This window comes from Mesorhizobium sp. CNPSo 4688 (assembly GCF_057784295.1).
In genome coordinates, this window is the sequence record NZ_JBWLUY010000008.1 from 362,964 (window position 1) to 381,423 (window position 18,460).

The 18,460-nt window shown below is 63.5% G+C and carries 18 protein-coding genes; 13 read left to right on the forward strand and 5 right to left on the reverse strand.

Going from position 1 to position 18,460, the window contains the following annotated elements; genetic code table 11:
• Positions 1–114: 114 nt before the first annotated feature.
• Entirely contained in the window at positions 115–1,629 is a 1,515-nt protein-coding gene (gene amaB, locus AC04SH_RS17795) for an L-piperidine-6-carboxylate dehydrogenase (RefSeq protein ID WP_488576000.1), read from the forward strand.
• Positions 1,630–1,863: 234 nt separating this feature from the next.
• Here amaB and AC04SH_RS17800 read toward each other — a convergent pair whose 3' ends face one another.
• From AC04SH_RS17800 to AC04SH_RS17815, 4 genes are all read right to left on the reverse strand, one after another.
• A complete protein-coding gene (locus tag AC04SH_RS17800) occupies positions 1,864–2,730 on the reverse strand; it encodes a hypothetical protein (RefSeq protein WP_488576001.1) in 867 nt (288 codons plus the stop codon).
• Positions 2,731–2,836: 106 nt separating this feature from the next.
• On the reverse strand, positions 2,837–3,136 hold the full coding sequence (locus AC04SH_RS17805) for a hypothetical protein (protein WP_488576002.1): 300 nt from the start codon (positions 3,134–3,136) through the stop codon (positions 2,837–2,839).
• A 56-nt stretch (positions 3,137–3,192) separates the two neighbouring features.
• Positions 3,193–3,954, reverse strand: coding sequence for a GntR family transcriptional regulator (locus tag AC04SH_RS17810; RefSeq protein WP_488576045.1), 762 nt, complete (start codon positions 3,952–3,954; stop codon positions 3,193–3,195).
• A 5-nt stretch (positions 3,955–3,959) separates the two neighbouring features.
• Positions 3,960–4,994, reverse strand: a complete 1,035-nt coding sequence (locus AC04SH_RS17815) for a Gfo/Idh/MocA family protein (RefSeq protein WP_488576003.1) — start codon at positions 4,992–4,994, stop codon at positions 3,960–3,962.
• 179 nt (positions 4,995–5,173) lie between these two features.
• Between AC04SH_RS17815 and AC04SH_RS17820 the strand changes: the two genes are divergently transcribed.
• The 10 genes from AC04SH_RS17820 (at position 5,174) to AC04SH_RS17865 (ending at position 15,352) form a co-directional block, all read left to right on the forward strand.
• Positions 5,174–6,442, forward strand: coding sequence for an ABC transporter substrate-binding protein (locus AC04SH_RS17820; RefSeq protein WP_477232999.1), 1,269 nt, complete (start codon positions 5,174–5,176; stop codon positions 6,440–6,442).
• A gap of 40 nt (positions 6,443–6,482) precedes the next feature.
• A complete protein-coding gene (locus AC04SH_RS17825; protein ID WP_488576004.1) occupies positions 6,483–7,430 on the forward strand; it encodes a carbohydrate ABC transporter permease in 948 nt (315 codons plus the stop codon).
• A gap of 8 nt (positions 7,431–7,438) precedes the next feature.
• A complete protein-coding gene (locus AC04SH_RS17830; protein ID WP_488576005.1) occupies positions 7,439–8,314 on the forward strand; it encodes a carbohydrate ABC transporter permease in 876 nt (291 codons plus the stop codon).
• Positions 8,315–8,355: 41 nt separating this feature from the next.
• Entirely contained in the window at positions 8,356–9,399 is a 1,044-nt protein-coding gene (locus AC04SH_RS17835; RefSeq protein ID WP_488576006.1) for an SIS domain-containing protein, read from the forward strand.
• On the forward strand, positions 9,399–10,328 hold the full coding sequence (locus AC04SH_RS17840) for an ROK family protein (RefSeq protein WP_488576007.1): 930 nt from the start codon (positions 9,399–9,401) through the stop codon (positions 10,326–10,328). Before AC04SH_RS17835 ends, AC04SH_RS17840 begins: the two co-directional genes overlap by 1 nt.
• A 4-nt stretch (positions 10,329–10,332) precedes the next feature.
• On the forward strand, positions 10,333–11,424 hold the full coding sequence (locus AC04SH_RS17845) for an ABC transporter ATP-binding protein (RefSeq protein ID WP_488576008.1): 1,092 nt from the start codon (positions 10,333–10,335) through the stop codon (positions 11,422–11,424).
• Between the two features lie 155 nt (positions 11,425–11,579).
• Positions 11,580–12,602 carry an ABC transporter ATP-binding protein gene (locus tag AC04SH_RS17850; RefSeq protein ID WP_488576009.1) on the forward strand — a complete coding sequence of 341 codons (1,023 nt, stop codon included), beginning with the start codon at positions 11,580–11,582 and terminating at the stop codon, positions 12,600–12,602.
• A gap of 1 nt (position 12,603) precedes the next feature.
• The gene (locus tag AC04SH_RS17855) at positions 12,604–13,473 is read left to right on the forward strand and encodes an ABC transporter permease (RefSeq protein ID WP_488576010.1); all 870 of its coding nucleotides are present in this window, start codon (positions 12,604–12,606) and stop codon (positions 13,471–13,473) included.
• Positions 13,470–14,273, forward strand: a complete 804-nt coding sequence (locus tag AC04SH_RS17860) for an ABC transporter permease (RefSeq protein ID WP_488576011.1) — start codon at positions 13,470–13,472, stop codon at positions 14,271–14,273. Before AC04SH_RS17855 ends, AC04SH_RS17860 begins: the two co-directional genes overlap by 4 nt.
• A 32-nt stretch (positions 14,274–14,305) precedes the next feature.
• Positions 14,306–15,352, forward strand: coding sequence for an extracellular solute-binding protein (locus tag AC04SH_RS17865; protein WP_488576012.1), 1,047 nt, complete (start codon positions 14,306–14,308; stop codon positions 15,350–15,352).
• 70 nt (positions 15,353–15,422) lie between these two features.
• Here AC04SH_RS17865 and AC04SH_RS17870 read toward each other — a convergent pair whose 3' ends face one another.
• A complete protein-coding gene (locus AC04SH_RS17870; protein ID WP_488576013.1) occupies positions 15,423–16,124 on the reverse strand; it encodes a GntR family transcriptional regulator in 702 nt (233 codons plus the stop codon).
• Positions 16,125–16,269: 145 nt separating this feature from the next.
• Here AC04SH_RS17870 and AC04SH_RS17875 point away from each other — a divergent pair, with 145 nt between their 5' ends.
• Together AC04SH_RS17875 and AC04SH_RS17880 are read left to right on the forward strand one after the other, a co-directional pair.
• On the forward strand, positions 16,270–17,154 hold the full coding sequence (locus AC04SH_RS17875) for a fumarylacetoacetate hydrolase family protein (protein WP_488576014.1): 885 nt from the start codon (positions 16,270–16,272) through the stop codon (positions 17,152–17,154).
• Between the two features lie 28 nt (positions 17,155–17,182).
• The gene (locus AC04SH_RS17880; RefSeq protein WP_477232989.1) at positions 17,183–18,457 is read left to right on the forward strand and encodes a metal-dependent hydrolase family protein; all 1,275 of its coding nucleotides are present in this window, start codon (positions 17,183–17,185) and stop codon (positions 18,455–18,457) included.
• Positions 18,458–18,460 lie beyond the last annotated feature (3 nt).

Below are 18,460 nucleotides of genomic sequence, written 5' to 3' on the forward strand. Positions count from 1 at the left end.
AAACGAGTAATGCCACGCCATGACAGCGCCCGACGTGCCTGCGGCACGCAGGCGACGTGGCGCGAAGGCTCGACCGCCGCCACCTGATGGCGAGCGGATCTGAAAGGGATAAAAATGACGATAGCGAAGGAAACGGCTGAACTTCTGGCGAAACTGGGCGTGGCCAAGGGCGCGCTTAGCGGCGGCGACCTCATCGTGCGCAGCCCGGTGACGGGCGAGCAGATCGCGGCGCTTAAGACGATTTCACCGGCTGAGGCGGCCAAGGTCATCGATGCCGCCCACAAGGCGTTCCAGGCCTGGCGGATGGTGCCGGGCCCCCGGCGCGGCGAACTGGTGCGGCTGCTCGGCGAGGAATTGCGCGCGCACAAGGCTGAGCTTGGCCGGCTGGTGTCGATCGAGGTCGGCAAGATTCCGTCCGAAGGCCTCGGCGAAGTCCAGGAAATGATCGACATCTGCGATTTCGCCGTCGGCCTGTCCCGCCAGCTCTACGGCCTGACCATCGCCACGGAGCGTCCGGGACACCGCATGATGGAGACTTGGCATCCGCTCGGTGTTGTCGGCGTCATTTCGGCCTTCAACTTCCCGGTCGCGGTGTGGTCGTGGAATGCAGCACTTGCGCTGGTCTGCGGCGATGCGGTGGTGTGGAAGCCGTCGGAAAAGACGCCGCTGACAGCGCTCGCCTGCGAGGCGATTTTTGCGCGCGCGGTCAAGCGCTTCGGCGCTGACGCGCCGCAGGGCTTGGCGCCGGTGCTGATCGGCGACCGCGCCGTCGGCGAGATCCTCGTCGATCATCCCAAGGTGCCGCTGGTTTCGGCCACCGGCTCGACGCGCATGGGCCGAGATGTCGGCCCAAGGCTGGCCAAGCGCTTTGCGCGCGCCGTGCTGGAACTCGGCGGCAACAATGCCGGCATCGTCTGCCCAACCGCCGATCTCGACATGGCGCTGCGCGCCATCGCCTTCGGCGCCATGGGCACCGCCGGCCAGCGCTGCACGACGCTCAGGCGTCTCTTCGTGCATGACAGCGTCTATGACGCGCTGCTGCCGCGGCTGAAGAAGGCCTATGAGAGTGTGTCCGTCGGCAACCCGCTGGAGACCTCCTCGCTGGTCGGTCCGCTGATCGATAAGGCGGCTTTCGACGCCATGCAGAAAGCGCTCAAGGAAGCCACCGCTCACGGCGGCAAGGTGACCGGCGGCACGCGGGTCGAGAACGGCCATCCCGACGCCTACTACGTGCATCCGGCGCTGGTCGAAATGCCGAAGCAGGTGTCTCCGGTCACCGAAGAGACCTTCGCGCCGATCCTCTATGTGATGAAATACTCCGATTTCGACGCCGTGCTCGACGAGCACAATGCGGTCGGCGCCGGTCTGTCGTCGTCGATCTTCACCCGCGACCTGCAGGAATCCGAGCGCTTCCTCGGCGTCGACGGTTCGGATTGCGGTATCGCCAACGTCAACATCGGGACATCGGGCGCCGAGATCGGCGGCGCCTTCGGTGGCGAGAAGGAGACCGGCGGCGGTCGCGAGAGCGGTTCGGACGCCTGGAAGGCCTATATGCGCCGCGCCACCAACACGGTGAACTATTCCAACGCGCTGCCGCTGGCACAGGGCGTGTCGTTCGACATCGATTGATGCGGTGCGCCGGCTTCCCTGACCCGTTGATCCATCCCGATTCAGTCGGGAAGGATCAACAGGTCGGCCCGGATCGTTCCGCTTGCGGATGATGGAAGCGATGCCGCGAAGGCGGCATCGCTGATGGCGAGCTTGACGGCCTGCGCGCTCATATATTCCTGGTAGAAGCTGTTCGGCTGCCAGGTCTTGGCAAGTGGTATGATTATCTGTCCGAAGAGCTGTGAGCGTGGAGGTTCAGCCAGCCTTTTGCATCGGGCGACAGGCCTCGAAAGCGGCATCGATGACCGCAAGTTTGGCGGCCTGGACGGTCATGTATTCCTGGTAGAAGCTGTTCGAGACCCACATCACCGAATGGCCGCGCCGGCCCATCCAGCCGACGCTGCCGAGCTTTTCGGCGTCGCGCAACTTGCGCGCCAGATGGGTGCGCGAGAGTTTCAACCAACTGGCGAATTCGCCGACCGAAACCACGCTGGTCGGGATCTGGTCGACGCCGGCATTGTCAGGGTCGATGCCGGACATCAGCCAATCCATGACGATGCCGCCATTGTTGAGCCAGATGAACAGCGAGAAGGTCTGCTTGGGCTCGCGCACCGGGCTGGATGAGAGCAGGCCTTCCGCCACCAGCGGCTGCAGCCTGGCAATCATGCCGGGCTGCTCGAGAAACACGGTGAGGCGGTTGCCGCCGTCGAGGCCGTCGAGTGTGCGCAGATGCGCAAACACCCAGCCATCGAATTCCTTCAGCGTCGCTGGCGTCACCTGAAACGGGTGAGCGCGTCCGTCACCGGTGTGCGGCAGGTATTCGATGATGTGATAGTGCAGCATCTCCTTGATGAAGGCCTCGGCCGTGTTGCGGCTGGCGACGGAATAGCGGAGCACGGCATCGATGAAGCGGGCAAGGGTAAGTTCCGTGCGGGGATCGCGCGGGTCGCGGGCGAAATGCAGGGCAAGGCCGGTGTGAGCCAACAGCCAACGCTGTTGCGTGGCGAATACGGCGGCCAGGCGCGGGCTCGTTTCATAGATGTGCAGCAGCGCCTTCGACTGCGCCTGGACACAACGATGCAGCGCCGGATGGCCGGCAATATATTCGAAATTCAGCGCCATCCTCCTCGTCCTCCGGCCAGCCCCCCGGCAGCGAAGACGCAATCACATTTCCAGCCTTAGCCGCCCGTGTCCAGCCATGCCAACCCGGACAAAAGGCCTAGAGCTGTCAATCGTTCACCGACACGTTGAACCGCTCCATCTCTTTGACTTTGAGACAATTGCGATGGGAAAGCCCCACGCGCTTTTCCCGGGAAAATCGTTTCACACTTTTCGCGGAACTGCTCTGGTCCGTTCGCGTCCGGCGGATGGCGCGGCCAGCATAGTCAAGCACAATGCCAAGGCCAACGGCGGCGCCGCTTCCGGTCTTCTTCACCGGTTTCGCTGTGAACGGGGATGTGCAGGCTTTGATAGAGGTCCGCGCCTGGGACCAGGCAGCGCTGTGCCGCAGCATGGCGACGGTTGCCACCGTCCGTGTCGTTGCGTCGGCAATAGGAAGCCCAGGCAACGAGACGCGCCACTGTTTCAGGGATTGCGGCCCGGGGCCCGCCCTGTGCGTGAAAATGAGGTGCGCAAGCGGTAGCGGTCGCCGGCGTAGCGGATGGTCGAGGACAGTAGCGGCCGGCCGGCGGCGTCGACGATGAGCTGGCGCATCACCAAGGTGGATTTGCCGACGTCGATGTCGAGATGCCGCGCCAGAACAGGATCGGCATCATGCGCCTCGATCGTGGTTTCGGCGCGCGCCAGGTCGACGCCGGCATCGATCAGCAGGCCGAACAGCGACGCGTTGCTAAAGTCGATGCGGCTGAGATCGGGAACGAGGTTCGCGGCAAAGAACGAGGTGTCGACAGCGACCGGGACCTGGTCGAGGCGGCGGATGCGCTCGAGGTGGAAAAGGGCAGCACCCGGCGCGATCGACAGCTCCTCGGCCTCGTCCAGCGAGGCCGGCGCATGCTCGGCGCGCAACACGTCGGAGGAGGGCGTCAGGCCGAGGCGTTTGGCGGTCTCGCTGAAGGATTCCAGCGTGTTGGGAAATTCCTTCGGCACCTTGGCCGAGACATACCAGCCGCGCCCGTGCGAGGGCGTCAGCACGCCTTCCTCGACGAGGCTCTGCAAGGCTCGGCGCAAGGTCACCCTCGATATCGACATGCGCGTGAACAGGTCGCGCTCGGCCGGCAGGCGCGCGCCAGACGCAAGCTTGCCGCTGGCGATCTCCTGCAAGATCGCGTCGGCCGCCTGCCGCCAGAGTGGTTCGGGTCCGTCCGATTGCAGTGGCGAGCCCTCCATAATGGTCACCCCTTGATCTTTTCCCATACGCCCGTTCGCATCGAACGGTAGCAGGCGTCAATTATGTGGTTGACGATAACGCCGTCCTCGAAGGTTTCCAGCGGCGTCGTTCCCGCCGCGAAATGGTCGACGAAATGGCGCATCTGTTGCGAGAAACCATAGGCGCGGGTCTCCTCGGGCACCGGATAGACCCACCCTGTCTCGGCATCGGCCTTCTCGACGAGATAGCCCACCGGCTTCTCGATGAAGCCCCACACCGGACCGACCGACGTGTCGGTGACGATGCGGCCGGCGGAGCCGACCAGTTCGTGGCGAAGCTGCATGCCGCCTTTCTCGATCCAAGACGATTCGATGGTGGCGAGCTGGCCACCGGCGAATTTCAAAAGCGCGATCGCCGTATCTTCCCCGGTTGTCTTATCACCGTGGACCAGTGTAGCGCCCCACGCCATCACCTCGGTGATCTCATTGTCCTTGCCGAAGAAATGGCGGGCGCTTTCGACGGTGTGGCAGCCCATGTCGAGCAAAGCGCCGCCGCCGGCGAGCTCGGCATTCCAGAAATGCGGCGCGTGCGGGCCGGAATGTGCTTCGCGGGCGCGCATGGTCAAGAGATTACCGATGCCGCCGGCCTGAATCATCTGATGGGCCTTGGCGATGTTGGGGGAAAACACCGCGCATTCGGCATAGCCGTGCCAGATGCCGGCGCGCTCGACGATGTCGAGGATTTCCTGCGCTTCCTTGCCGGTGCGCGCCAGCGGCTTGGTGCAGATGACCGCCTTGCTGTGTTTTGCCGCCGTTCTGACGGCTTCGAGATGGATTTCGTTGGGCAGCGCAATCACCACCAGCTCGATCTTCGGATCGGCGCACAGCGCGTCGATATCCCTATGAGCGGTGACCTTGGGACCCCATTTCTTGGCGAAGGCCGTGGCGCGCTCGAAACTGCGTGACGAGCAGGCCACCAGCTCGGCGTTGCGCACGTCGAGCAGCGAGTCCGCATAGGTCTCGGCAATGAAGCCCGAGCCCAGAATTCCAACTCCAATCATACAAGTCCTCCCAGATTTCTTGCCGTCAATCCGATGCCCCCTCAGCCCGACAGCGACCCCTTGACGAGAAAAGACAACACAATACCACTTGTCACAAGATGTATCAGTAGGTATGGTCAGAGGCAACAGTGCAAAATCGTGAATCCACACGAGGCACCATCTTGAGGGAGAGCAGGACAATGCGTTCCATACGTGTATCGATCCCGCTGGCGGCGACGCTTGGCGTGATGTTTTCAGGCGGTGTCGGCGCCGCCTTTGCCGACCCGGTGACCATCACCTTGAACAGCTGGCGCACTGAGGACATTGCGGTGTGGCAGGACACCATCTTGCCTGCCTTCGAGGCCAAGCACCCCGACATCAAGGTCGAGTTCGCGCCGATCAACACCAATGAATACAACGCCGCTATCCAGTCGCAGATCGAAGGCGGCGCCGGTGGCGACCTGATCACCTGCCGCCCGTTCGATGTGAACCGCGAATGGATCAAGCGCGGCTATTTCGAATCGCTGGAAGGCCTGCCGGGCCTGGAGAATTTCGACAAGACCTCGCGTGCGGCGTGGACCGGCGCCGACGACAAGACCTACTGCCTGCCGGTCGCCGCCGTGCTCGCCGGCTTCTACTACAACGCCGACATCTTCAAGGAGCTGGGCCTCAAGGTGCCGACCACCAGCGCCGAGTTCATCGACGTGCTCACGGCAATCAAGAAGGACGGCCGCTACACGCCGCTGGCCTATGGTTCGGCCGAATCCTGGCAGCTCGCCTATAACGGCCTCTACTCGATCGGCCCGGCCTACTGGAAAGGCGAGGAGGGCCGGCTCGGCCTGATCGACGGCAAGAAGAAGCTGACCGATCCGGAATTCGTCGACGCGATAGCCGCCTTCGAGGCCTGGAAGGCGTTCCTGCCCTCCGGCCAGGAGAGCCTGAACTATGCCGATATGACGCAGCTGTTCACGCTGGGCAAAGCGGCCATCCTTCCCGACGGTTCATGGGACATCAACCAGGCGACCTCGACCGGCCTCAATGTCGGCGTGTTCGGTCCGCCGGTGCCGAAGGCGGGCGACCAGCGCTATCTCCAGGAAATGCCCGACATGGGGATCGGCATCAACGCCAAGAGCGCGCACAAGGACGCCGCAAAAACCTTCCTCGACTGGGTCGCCGGGCCTGAGTTCCAGGAGCTCTATGTCAACGCCGCGCCCGGCTTCTTCGCCATGAGCTCGAAGCCGGTGACCTACAAGAACAAGCTGGCGCAGGACTTCGCCGACCTGAAGAAGGGCGCCGAGCTGACGCCGCGTCTGGCGCTGGATCGGCTGAGCGCCGGCACGCCGCCGCTCGACGACGAGACCTGGCGCCTGCTGCAGGTGATGTTCACCAAGTCGGACGTCACACCACAACAGGTTGCGACCGAACTCCAGGCCGGCCTCGCCTCCTGGTACGGACCGCAGAAGAAGTAATCCGGCACTCCCTGGCGCATGCCTTGCCACGAGGCAGGGCATGCGCAAGCCTGACGGCATGCCGGCGCATTCGTGCCGGCGTGAAGATGAGGTTTTTCCGTTGATATCTCCCGCTGCCGCTTATCGAAACCTGCTGCTGTTCGTGCTGCCGGCGCTGGCCGTCTATCTGGTCTTTGCCGTGCTGCCGCTGGCGACCTCGGTCGTCATGAGCTTCTTCCAGACCAGCGGCGCTTCAGGTGACGTCTTTGTCGGCTTCGCCAATTACGAGCGCCTGTTCACCCACCCGACCATCAGCGCCCGCTTCTGGAATGCGCTTCTCAACAACATGCAGTATTTCGCCATCCATCTGATCGTCGAAGTGCCGATGGGGCTGCTGCTGGCGGCGTTGCTGACGTCAGGCAAACTGGCGCGCTCGGAAGGCATCTACCGCACGCTGCTGTTCATCCCAGCCACACTGTCGGTGGTGATCGTCGGCTTCGTCTGGCGGCTGATCATCAACCCGCTCTGGGGCCTGGTCGGCTTCCCGCTGCTGGGCACGGAATCGACCGCGCTCACCACCATCTCGCTGATGTCGGTATGGCAGTATTTCGGCATCCCCATGGTGTTCCTCTACAGCGCTCTGCTGGCGGTACCCAACGAGCTGGTCGAGGCCGCCAATATCGACGGCGCCAACGGCTGGACGACTTTCTGGAAGATCAAGTTCCCGCTGATCGCGCCGCAATTCGGGCTGATCGCCATCCTCACCTATATCTGGACGTTCAACGGCTTCGACCTGGTGTTCGCGCTCAACGGATCGGCGCCCGGGCCGAACTACAGCACCGATATTCTCGGCACCTATTTCTACCGCACCTTCTTCGGCTCCAGCGGACAGCTTGCCGATCTCGATCTGGGTAGCGCGGTCGCGACGGTCATCTTCCTCACGGTGTTGCTGGTGACCGCAGCCTATTTCTGGCTGATCCAGCGCCGCCTGAAATCCTATTCGGTCTAGGAGCTGAGATGAGCGCCCAGGACCTTACAATACCAGCCGCCCGCCGCCGCCAGGACCGCGAACCCTGGACCATCGAGCGCATCATCGTGCATGCGCTGCTGATCGTTTTTGTGCTGCTCGCCATCGGACCGGTGCTGATCGTCATTATCAATTCGCTGAAGACGACGCCGGCGATTTTTGGTGGGCCGTTCGATCTGCCGACGGCCAAGACCTTCAGCCTTGAAGGCTATAAGCGGGTGTTCACGCGCGGCAATTTCATCGTCAATTACCGCAACAGCCTGATCGTCACGGTGACGACGATCGGGCTGACCGTGGTGCTGTCGACGCTCGCCGCCTTCGCGCTGGTCGAATACCGCGTGCGGCTGGCGTCGCTGCTTGGCGGCCTGTTCGTGCTCGGCATCATGCTGCCGATTCGGCTCGGCACCATCCCGCTGATCCAGATGATGCTGGCCTGGCGGCTGATGGACACGCTGGTGGCGCTCATCCTCGTCTACACCGCCATGAGCATCCCGATAGCGGTGACGCTGATGGTCACCTATTTCCGTACCGTGCCGACCGATCTCAAGGAAGCAGCGCGCATGGATGGTGCCAGCGAATTGCGCACTTTCTGGATCGTGTTGCCTTTGGTCCGACCGGGCCTCGCCGCGGTGGCCGCGCTCACCATGCTGCCGGTGTGGAACGACCTCTGGTTTCCGCTGATCCTGGCGCCCAGCCGGCAGAACCAGACGGTGACACTCGGCGTGCAGCAATTCGTCGGCCAGTTCATGAACGACTATCCGGCGCTGCTCGCGGCACTGACGCTTGGCGCCGTGCCTCTGGTCCTGCTGTTCACCCTGTTCTCGCGGCAATTCATCAGCGGCCTGAGCAAGGGCTACAGCAAGTAGATTTTCCACGCACACCTATTTCGAAATGATGGAACACTGACATGCAGATAGGCAAATACATCCGCCGGCAGCCCGCGACCCTCACCGGGCTTCCCGCCGCGATCGGTGCCGAGCTAGACGGTTTCGCCAGCCTGCGCCAGACGCCGGAGCGGATTGTGCTGCTCGGCACCGGCTCGTCGATGAACGCGCTTCTGGCCGGCGCCGAGGCACTGGAAGAGGGCACCGGTGCCTCGGTGATCGCCAAGGAGCCGGAGGCTTTCCTGCGCCTGCCGCCCAAAGCCTCCAACCAGCGCACGCTGGTCCTGGCGGCGTCGCAGTCCGGTATGAGTATCACCACGATCGAAGCTGTGCGCCTGTCGGTGGAGATGGGCTTTCCGACGCTTGTCATCACCGGCGAGGCCGACAGCATGATTACTCAGGCAGGCGCAGAAGTGATCGTCATGCCGATCGGTCCGGAGACGGTTGGTCCGAAGACCATGGGCTACACCGCCACCGTCATCTCGGTGCTCGCGGTTGCGGCGAAGCTTGCCAACCGGACGATCGATGTATCCGGTCTGCTCGCCCAGCTGGAGCAGACGGCGCAGACCGGTCTTGCTGCCGCAAAAGACCTGGTCGCCCGCTTCGGCGTTCCCGATTACATTCTGGTCGCAGGTCAGGCGACGCATCTCGGCACCGCGCTCGAAGCATCGCTCAAGATCGCCGAGATCAGCGGCGTGCCGACCTCTGCTTTCGACACCGAAGAGGCCTTGCACGGCCACGTCTACGGCACGACGGACAAGAGCCTGGTAATCGCCGTCGCGCAGACCGAGACCGAAGCCAAGGTCGCCGCCAATCTCGGCGAGGCGCTGGCCGAACTCGGACCGCGCACGGTCGTCCTCAACCTCTCCGGTCATCCGACGCGCTTCGACATCGATGTCAGCTGGCCGACCGCGCCGGAGCAGCAATGGCTTGCCGGAAGCTGGGCGCCGATGCCGCTGCAATGGTATGGCTGCGAGCTGGCGATCGCGCGCGGCATCGATCCGGACAAGATGATCTACCCCAACCTCGGACGGCGGCTCAACGTGCGCATCCGCAAGGAGGCGTGATGGTAACCGCTGTTGGAATCGACATTGGCGGCAGCCTGGTCAAGCTCGGCGTCGTCGACGGTTCAGGCAAGGTCTTGGCACGCGGTGCTGTGCCTGTGCATCGCGACATCGAGTTCGCCGATTTCGTTCATCTGGTCACCAACGCGACCGAGGAACTGCGGCAGGCGTTCCCCGACATTGCCGCCATCGGCATCGGCGTGCCGGGCACGCCCAACCCCGAGACTGGTATGCTCAACGGCCGCTGCCCGGCGATCCCCGCGCTGCTCAAGGGATCGCTGTCAAAACTGTTTTCCATCCGCTTCGGCGTGCCGGCCGTTGTCCGCAACGATGCCGTCAGCGCCACCCATGGCGAAATGCGCCATGGCGCCGGGCGTCCGTTCTCGCGCTTCGCGCTGCTGACGCTCGGCACCGGCATTGGCGGCTCCATGGTCATCGATCGCAAGGTCATTGACGGCCCGGACGGCCTGCCGCCGCAGTTCGGCTGCATCTCGCTCGACCCGGCTCGCACCGACATTGCCGACCCGGTGCCGGGCATGGTCGAGAACCTCGCCAGCGCACGTGCGCTGGTCAATCGCTATCGCCAGCTCAAGCCGGACACCGACGCCAAGGATGCCGAGACCGTCGTCGATCTCGCCAAGCAAGGTGACGCGATCGCCCTGCAGGTGGTCGACGAGGTGGCGCGCTGGCTCGGCCAGATGATCGGCATCATGTCGAACATGCTCAACATCGAGGCGGCGATCATCGGCGGCGGCCTGTCGCTGGCCGGTCCCTTCTTCACCGATCGCATTGCCAAGAATGTCCGGGATTTCGTCTTGCTCAAGCCCGGCCGGCCGCCGGTCATCGTGGCGGCCGAGCACGGCAACGACGCGGGCGTGATCGGCACCGCGGCACTGGCGCTCGACATGTTCGCGCCCACGGCAAAGGAATAGCTCCATGGCCGAGGTCGAACTGCGCAAGATTTCGAAGAGGTATCAGAACCTGAAGGTCGTTCACGATATCGACCTTGACATTGCCGAGGGCGAATTCGTCGTCCTCGTCGGACCCTCCGGCTGCGGCAAGTCGACGACGCTGCGCATGGTGGCGGGGTTGGACCGGCCAAGCGGCGGCGAGATCCTTATCGGCGGCAAGCTCGTCAACAACGTCCCGGCCCGCGATCGCGACATCGCCATGGTATTCCAGAGCTATGCGCTCTACCCGCAGATGACGGTGGCGCAGAACATGGCGTTCGGCCTGCGCATTCGCAAAGTACCTGACACCGAGGTGACGCAACGCATTGCGCGTGTCGCCGACATTCTCGATCTCAGCGAGCTTTTGCAGCGCAAGCCGCACCAGCTGTCGGGCGGCCAGCGCCAGCGCGTCGCTATGGGCCGCGCCATGGTGCGCCAACCGAAAGTGTTCCTGTTCGACGAGCCGCTTAGCAATCTCGACGCCAAGCTCAGGGTCAAGATGCGCGCCGAGATCAAGAAGCTGCACCAGATGGTCGCCACCACCACGGTCTACGTCACCCACGACCAGGTCGAGGCGATGACCCTGGCCGATCGCGTCGTGGTGATGAACAAGGGCCGCATCGAACAGATCGGCCCGCCAAACGACCTGTACCATGAGCCGGCAAGCCGCTTCGTCGCCGGCTTCATCGGCAGCCCCGGCATGAATTTCTTCAAGTGCCGCCTCGAAGCGCGCGGCGACAGGCTGGCAGTGGTGCTCGGCGATGGCACGGCGCTTGCTGTGCCGGCTGCCCGCAGTGCGCGCTATGGCGGCCATGTCGGACGCGAGCTCGAATTCGGCCTGCGTCCCGAGCACATCACCGAGCAGCGCGAGCGGCCCGATAGCGTCGACATCAAGGTGCCGGTCGAGGTGGTCGAACCGATGGGCATGGAGACGCTGCTGCATGTGCTGGTGGCCGGCGCGGAGGCGACGGCACGCATCGATCCGGCGGCGACGCCGAAGCCAGGGGAGATGGCGACGCTGTCGCTCGGAATGGGCCACATGCACCTGGTCGACCCGGAAAGCGGCAAGGTGCTCTGAAAGGCGAGGGCTCCGATACAGGTCAGAACGGGGTCCGCCACACATTCGCGTGTCGAAACGTAAAAACAATATATTATCCGTTGACAAATATAATTTTGGAGCGAATTTTTAGGTGCGGTGCTAGGTGTCCGTGATGGCCTTCTTGGCCATCTCAAATGCAGTCCAGGAATGTGCCGGTCATGATCGACATCCACAGCGTGTCAAAATCCTTCGTGACCAGGGACGCCGCCCCGGTCCACGCGCTGAACGAAGTCAGCTTGGAAATCTACGACAATGAGTTCTTCACGCTGCTGGGACCATCGGGCTGCGGCAAGACAACCTTGCTGCGCCTGATCGCCGGCTTCGAGGCGCCAAGTGCTGGCGCCATCCGCATTGCCGGCAGCGATGTCGCTGCCCTGCCGCCACAGAAGCGGCCGGTCAACACCGTGTTCCAGAGCTACGCGCTGTTTCCGCATATGAGCGTCGCCGAGAATGTCGCGTTCGGGCTGCAGATGCAGAACGCGCCGAAAGCGCTGATCGAGGAGCGCGTCAGGGAAGCGCTGGAGATGGTGCGGCTCGAAGGCTTCGCCACGCGTCGGCCCGCACAGCTATCGGGTGGCCAGCAGCAGCGCGTCGCGGTGGCGCGCGCGCTGGCGCCAAAACCCAGCGTGCTTCTGCTCGACGAGCCGCTGTCGGCGCTCGACCTCAAACTGCGCAAGGGGATGCAAAGCGAGTTGAAGCGGTTGCAACGCGAGACCGGCATCACCTTCGTGCTGGTCACGCACGACCAGGAGGAGGCGCTGGCCATGTCCGACCGGATCGCTGTCATGTGCAGCGGCGACGTGCTGCAGGTCGGCACGCCGAGGGACATCTACGACAATCCGCAGGACCGTTTCGTTGCCGACTTCATCGGCGAGTCCAATCTGCTGCCAGGCGCAGCACTTGGCCGCGATCCGGCAAAGACGATCGTCGTGCGGCCGGAGCACATCGTGGTGTCGCCGGCATCGGACGGCGCCAAGGGGCACGCCACGGGCGCGGTCTCCGCCATCACCTTCCTCGGCTCCGACACGCTCTACGAAGTCGTGCTGGAGGAAGGGGCAAAACTGCACTCGCGCTCGCGCGGTGGTGCAGCACTTTCGGCCGGCGACCGGGTCGTCGTCGACTGGGCACGGCACCTCGAACGCGAACTGGTCAACTGAGATGGGTCCGAACCGCACCTGGCTGCTGATTGCGCCGGCCATGCTGGTCATCGGCATCTTCATGGTGCTGCCGCTGTTCTTGGCGGTCGGCTATTCCTTCATGACCGCCAACCCCTATGGCGGCGTGACCGCGCCGGCGACCTTCGACGCCTATCTGCAGTTCCTCTACCAGCGCGACTTCGACGACAGCCTGGTGTTTTCACCGAGCTACGCCCTGATCATCCTGCGCTCGATCTACCTCGCCATTGCCACCACCATCATCTGCCTCGTGCTAGGCCTGCCGGTCGCCTGGTACATCGTCTGCCAGACGCCTGAGCGCCGGCGGGTGCTTCTGTTCGCGGTCACGCTGCCGTTCTGGATCAACACGTTGATCCGCACCTATTGCTGGATCCTGATCCTGCGCGACGAAGGGCTGGCGAATGGCGCGCTGCGCCATGCCGGCATCATCTCCGATCCGCTGCCGCTGCTCTATAATGACGGATCGATCCTGCTCGGCCTTGTCTACACCTTCCTGCCGTTCATGGTGCTGCCGATCTATTCGACGCTGGAACGCATCGATGCCCGGCTGATCGAGGCCGCGCACGACCTCTATGCCAGCCGCGCCGCTGTCTTCCGCCGTATCGTCTGGCCCCTGGCAAGGCCCGGTGCGCTGGCCGGCGCCTCGCTGGTGTTCGCGCCAGCGCTCGGTTCGTTCCTGGCGCCGGACCTGCTTGGCGGCGGCAAGAAGCTGCTCATCGGCAGCCTGATCCAGATGCAGTTCACCTCATCGCGCAACTGGCCGTTTGGCGCGGCGCTCTCGACCGTGGTGACGGTCGTCGTGCTGACGGTTTTCGTCATCCGTTCGCGCCGGGCGCAGGAGGAGCCGCGATGAACGGAGCAAAGCCCTTCGACTGGCGGCACACGCCCGGCCTGTCGGCCTACACCGCGCTCATCTTCGTGTTCTTCTACGCGCCGCTGCTGATCCTGGTGATCTATGCCTTCAATTCGAGCCGGCTGGTCACCGTCTGGGCCGGCTTCAGTTTCAAATGGTTTGTCGCGGTCGCCAACAATGGCGCGATCCGCGACGCCGCCTACAACAGCGTCATCATCGCCATCGTCGCCACCATAGCGTCGACGGCCATCGCCACGGCGGGCGCGATCGCATTGGAGCGCGGCCGGCTGCGCTTCGGGCGGGGCACGGCGACGGCGCTGATCGCGATGCCGCTGGTGGTGCCGGAGATCGTCGTGGCGATCACCACGCTGATCTTCTTCTCGGGTCTCGGCATGCATCATGGGCTGATCAACCTGATGATCGCCCACACCGTCTTTTGCATCCCGTTCGCGCTGCTACCGATCCAGGCACGGCTGCGCGACATGGGCGGTACGCTGGAGGAAGCGGGGCGCGATCTCTATGCCGATGAGTGGCGATTGTTTCGCCGTGTCACGCTGCCTTTGCTGCTGCCTGCGATCTCCGCCGGCGCCATCATGGCCTTCGTCGTTTCGCTCGACGATTTCCTGATCTCGATGATGGTGTCGAGCGCCGGCTCTACGACGCTGCCGGTCTACATCTACGGCATGATGCGGCTTGGCGTGACGCCGGAGGTCAACGCCATCTCCACAATCCTGCTTGCCGTTTCCATCGTCTTCGTCGCCGCGGCCCTGCTCGTCGGACGACGCAACAGATTTGCCTAGAAAATAAGAAAACAGACCAGAGGAGAATGACCGTGACCAAATGGAAGGAAGGACTTTCGGGACTAGCCTTGGCGGCCGCCATGCTCGGCGCGATCACCACCCATGCGCTGGCGGACGCCGGCGAACTGCACATCTACAACTGGACCGACTACACGTCGGACGAAATGATCAAGAAATTCGAGGCCGAGACCGGGATCAAGGTCACCATCGACACCTACGATTCCAACGAGACCGCGCTCGCCAAGCTGAGCTCGGGCGCCGCCGGCTATGACGTGATGATCATCAGCAACGATTTCGTGCCGATCTTCGTCAAGCAGAAGCTGTTCCAGGAAGTCGACGCAGGCGCGATGCCGAACTTCAAAAACGTCGATCCGGAATGGCAGCACCGGTCCTGGGATCCCGATGCAAAATACACTGTGCCATGGGTGTGGGGCACAACCTCCTATTCCGTCGACACCGCCGTCTACAAGGGACCGACTGACAGTCTAAAACCGCTGTTCGATCCGCCGGCTGAACTGAAGGGCAAGGTCGGCATGTTCGGCTCGCCGACCGAGGTGATGTCGCTGGCGCTGGTCTATCTCGGCAAGGACCAGTGCAACAGCAATCCGGCTGATCTCAAGGAGCTCAACGCCTTGCTCGAGGGGCAGAAACCCTTCGTGAAAGTCTACAATTCCGACGGCATCGTCGAGCGCCAGGTTGCCGGCGAAACGGTCATGCATGAGCAATGGTCGGGCAAGGCGCTGGCCACACGCCAGCAGAAGTCGACGGTCAAATACGTCTATCCCAAGGAAGGTGTCGTCGGCTGGATGGACAATGTCGCGGTGCCGACCAGCGCGCCCAATGTCGAGAACGCCAAGAAGTTCCTGAACTTCCTGATGGATCCGGAAAACATCGCGCTGCAGCAGAAATACACCGGCTACCAGAGTGCGATCGCCGGATCGAACAAGTTCCTGGCGCCCGACATTGGCGGCTCGCCGGAGTTCAATCCGCCGGCCGACCTGAAAATCACGTTCGCGCCGTCATGCGACGAGAAGGCGATCCGCGCCTATGACCGGATCTGGACCAATCTGCGCCAGTAGTTCGTGACGCAAAAACGCCGCCCTGCGAAGGGCGGCGTTTTGTTTCCCGGAGGAATTTGGAAATGAAACGCTACGCCCGCACCGTCGTCTTTGGCGCTGGAAGGTCGGAGGCCTCCGCCGCCAGCAGGATGTCGGTGGTGACAGCCAGATGCGCCGCCAGCAATTCGGCGGCCTTCTCGGCATTGCGGTCGAGCAACGCAGCGGCGAGGTCCTGATGTTCCTTGATGATGTTGCGAGCCTTTGGCGCCAGCGAGACCGAGCGGCGGCGGTAGCGCTCGCTCTGGTCGTAAAGCTGGTCGCGCAGGCGCAGCAGCCAGTGGCTGTCGCAGCCGGCCACCAGCGCCTTGTGGAAGGCCGCATGCGCGGTCGCCCATTCGTCGCTCGAATGCACCGGATCGTCCGGCGTGTGTTCGGGCGTGCGCGACAGCCGGTGAAGCGCGGCGACCAGCTGCGATTCCCAGGCGACGTCGCCGACCTCGATGGCGCGGCGGATGCACAGCGTCTCGATCTGGATGCGGGTCTTGGTGAGGTCGAGCAAGTCCTCGGCCGAGATCGGGGCGGCCCGAAAGCCGCGCTGCGGCTCCGCCACGACAAGACCTTCAGAGGTCAGCCGCGACAGCGCCTCGCGGATGGCGCCGAGACTGACGGACAGGCGGTCGCAGAGTTCCTGGACCTTGAGCCGGCTGCCCGGCGCGATCCGGCACGACAACAGGTCGGCGCGCAGATCTTCATACGCGCCCTGGGTGAGATTGATCGAGCCTTCCCTAGCCATTCGCTTGCCCGCGGCCGAATCCGTCCATTGAGGAGCCTTGATACATTATTCCAGCCCGAAATCAGAATGCAAAATAATATATTCTCTGTTGACAGATATATAATTTCTCAACAAAGTCCAGCCTTCACCAACGAGGACATAGCCAGTGCGATTTGCAGTCTATAAATCGCCGCGGGGACCTGGGCTGGCGATCGTCTTGCCGACAGGCGAGTTCCGCGGCATCGACGCCAGCGATGCGATGTTTCCGGGATGGTTGGACGAACTGATCGCCGAAGGTGGTCAAGCGCTGCACGCCGCCGGTGAGAAACTGGCCTGCGGTCGCAAGATCGATGCGAAGACGGTCGAATGGCTGCCGCCGATCGCGACGCCCGGCAAGATCATTTGCGTCGGCCTCAACTATGTCGACCACTCGATCGAAAGCGGTTTTACGCCGCCGGCCTATCCGACCCTGTTTGCCCGCTTTTCGAGCAGCCTGATCGGGCATGGCGCGGCGATCCGCCGCCCGGAAGCCTCGATCCAGCTCGACTATGAAGGCGAGATGGTAGCCGTCATCGGCAAGGCCGGCCGCCACATTCCGCTGGCGCAGGCGCTCAGCCATGTCGCCGGCTATTCCATCTTCAACGACGCCTCGATCCGCGACTTCCAGACCAAGTCGCCGCAATGGACTGTCGGCAAGAACTTTGACGGCACCGGCTCGTTCGGACCGATCTTCGTGACGGCGGACGAATTGCCGCCGGGCGGCAAGGGCCTGCGCATCCAGACGCGGCTTAACGGCGAGATCGTCCAGAACGCCTCGACCAACGACATGATCTTCGATGTCGCCTCGCTGATCTCGATCATCAGCGAAGCCATCACACTCGAGCCCGGCGACATTCTCGTCACCGGCACGCCGGCCGGCGTCGGCATGGCGCGCAAGCCGCAACTGTTCATGAAGCATGGCGATGTCTGCGAGATCGAACTCGAAGGCGTCGGCATCCTGTCCAATGTCGTGGCCGACGATGTCGCCGCCCGGCAAGCCGTCAATCAGTAACCCTCGCCAAACGCGAAAGGACGATGTCATGACAAGAGTGATGTTTCGAAATGCCATGATCTGGGACGGCACCGGCGCCGATGCCTTTCCGGCCGATCTGCTGGTCGACAATGGCCGCATCGTCACCATTGCGCGTACGCCCGGACAAATGTCGGGCGAGGGCGCAACGACCGTGGAATGCCGCGGCATGACGCTGATGCCGGGCCTCGTCGAAGGCCATGCTCACATCTCCTTCGGCGGCGCGATCAAGGATTCCGATCTCGGCCTGATCCCGCCCGAGGAGCATCTGCTGCTCACCATGCGCAACGCCAAGACCTTGCTCGACCACGGCTTCACCAGCGCCTACAGCGCCGCCACGTCGAAGCTCAGGCTCGACATCGTCATCCGCAACGAGATCAATGCCGGCCGCCTGCCCGGACCGCGCATGCGCGCCGGCAGCCCGGAGATCACCGTCACCGGCGGTCTCGGCGACGAGCGCCAGCAGCATATGTATCACGAGAGCTTCGGCATGATCGCCGACGGCGTCGAGGAGATCACCAAGGCGGTGCGGCTGTGCTGCCGCGAAGGCGCCGACAACATCAAGATCAACATCTCAGGCGACGATCTCAGCCCCGCGGCGCACGGCGGCCTGACCGTCATGAGCGAGGCCGAGGTGATGACGGCGGTGTCGGTGGCGCGCGACTTCGGCAAGAAGATCAACTGCCATGCCCGCGCCGCCGGTTCGGTGAAGCGCGCGGTGAAGTGCGGCGTCGACGTCATCTACCACTGCGAATCCGCTGACGAGGAAGCGCTCGACGCACTCGAATCGGCCAAGGACCGCATCTTCGTCGGCCCGGCCATCGGCATCATCTACGGCACGCTCTATGAGGGCGAGCCCTTCGGCTTTACCCATGAGATGGCGGTGAAGTTCGGCATGCAGCGCATCCTCGACGACAGCCGCAAGGTCTACACCGAACTGCGTAAGCGCGGCGTGCGCGCGCTGATCGGCGGCGACTATGGTTTCGCGCAGACGCCGCAAGGCACCAACGCGCGCGACCTGAAGCACTTCGTCGACCTGCTGGGCTATTCCCCCAGCGAAGCGCTGCAGTGCGGCACACGGCTCGGCGGCCAGGTGATGGGTCTTGGCGACGAGCTCGGCATGGTCAAGGAAGGCTTCATCGCCGACCTTCTGCTGGTCAATGGCGACCCTCTAAAAGACCTCGACATGATGGTGCATGAGAAGAACCTCATCGTCATCATGAAGGATGGCGAGCTCTACAAGGACCAGTCGGCGTCGGTCGCTTCGCAGCGGCAAGCGGCCTAGGCC

Bases quoted from the DNA above. Each gene is read 5' to 3' on its own strand.
- AC04SH_RS17820 (WP_477232999.1), top strand. From the start codon at position 5,174: ATGCGTTCCATACGTGTATCGATCCCGCTGGCGGCGACGCTTGGCGTG.
- AC04SH_RS17840 (WP_488576007.1), top strand. From the start codon at position 9,399: ATGGTAACCGCTGTTGGAATCGACATTGGCGGCAGCCTGGTCAAGCTC.
- AC04SH_RS17830 (WP_488576005.1), top strand. From the start codon at position 7,439: ATGAGCGCCCAGGACCTTACAATACCAGCCGCCCGCCGCCGCCAGGAC.
- AC04SH_RS17845 (WP_488576008.1), top strand. From the start codon at position 10,333: ATGGCCGAGGTCGAACTGCGCAAGATTTCGAAGAGGTATCAGAACCTG.
- AC04SH_RS17810 (WP_488576045.1), bottom strand. From the start codon at position 3,954: ATGGAGGGCTCGCCACTGCAATCGGACGGACCCGAACCACTCTGGCGG.
- AC04SH_RS17800 (WP_488576001.1), bottom strand. From the start codon at position 2,730: ATGGCGCTGAATTTCGAATATATTGCCGGCCATCCGGCGCTGCATCGT.
- AC04SH_RS17855 (WP_488576010.1), top strand. From the start codon at position 12,604: ATGGGTCCGAACCGCACCTGGCTGCTGATTGCGCCGGCCATGCTGGTC.
- AC04SH_RS17835 (WP_488576006.1), top strand. From the start codon at position 8,356: ATGCAGATAGGCAAATACATCCGCCGGCAGCCCGCGACCCTCACCGGG.
- AC04SH_RS17850 (WP_488576009.1), top strand. From the start codon at position 11,580: ATGCAGTCCAGGAATGTGCCGGTCATGATCGACATCCACAGCGTGTCA.
- AC04SH_RS17825 (WP_488576004.1), top strand. From the start codon at position 6,483: ATGCGCAAGCCTGACGGCATGCCGGCGCATTCGTGCCGGCGTGAAGAT.
- AC04SH_RS17860 (WP_488576011.1), top strand. From the start codon at position 13,470: ATGAACGGAGCAAAGCCCTTCGACTGGCGGCACACGCCCGGCCTGTCG.
- AC04SH_RS17880 (WP_477232989.1), top strand. From the start codon at position 17,183: ATGACAAGAGTGATGTTTCGAAATGCCATGATCTGGGACGGCACCGGC.
- amaB (WP_488576000.1), top strand. From the start codon at position 115: ATGACGATAGCGAAGGAAACGGCTGAACTTCTGGCGAAACTGGGCGTG.
- AC04SH_RS17815 (WP_488576003.1), bottom strand. From the start codon at position 4,994: ATGATTGGAGTTGGAATTCTGGGCTCGGGCTTCATTGCCGAGACCTAT.
- AC04SH_RS17870 (WP_488576013.1), bottom strand. From the start codon at position 16,124: ATGGCTAGGGAAGGCTCGATCAATCTCACCCAGGGCGCGTATGAAGAT.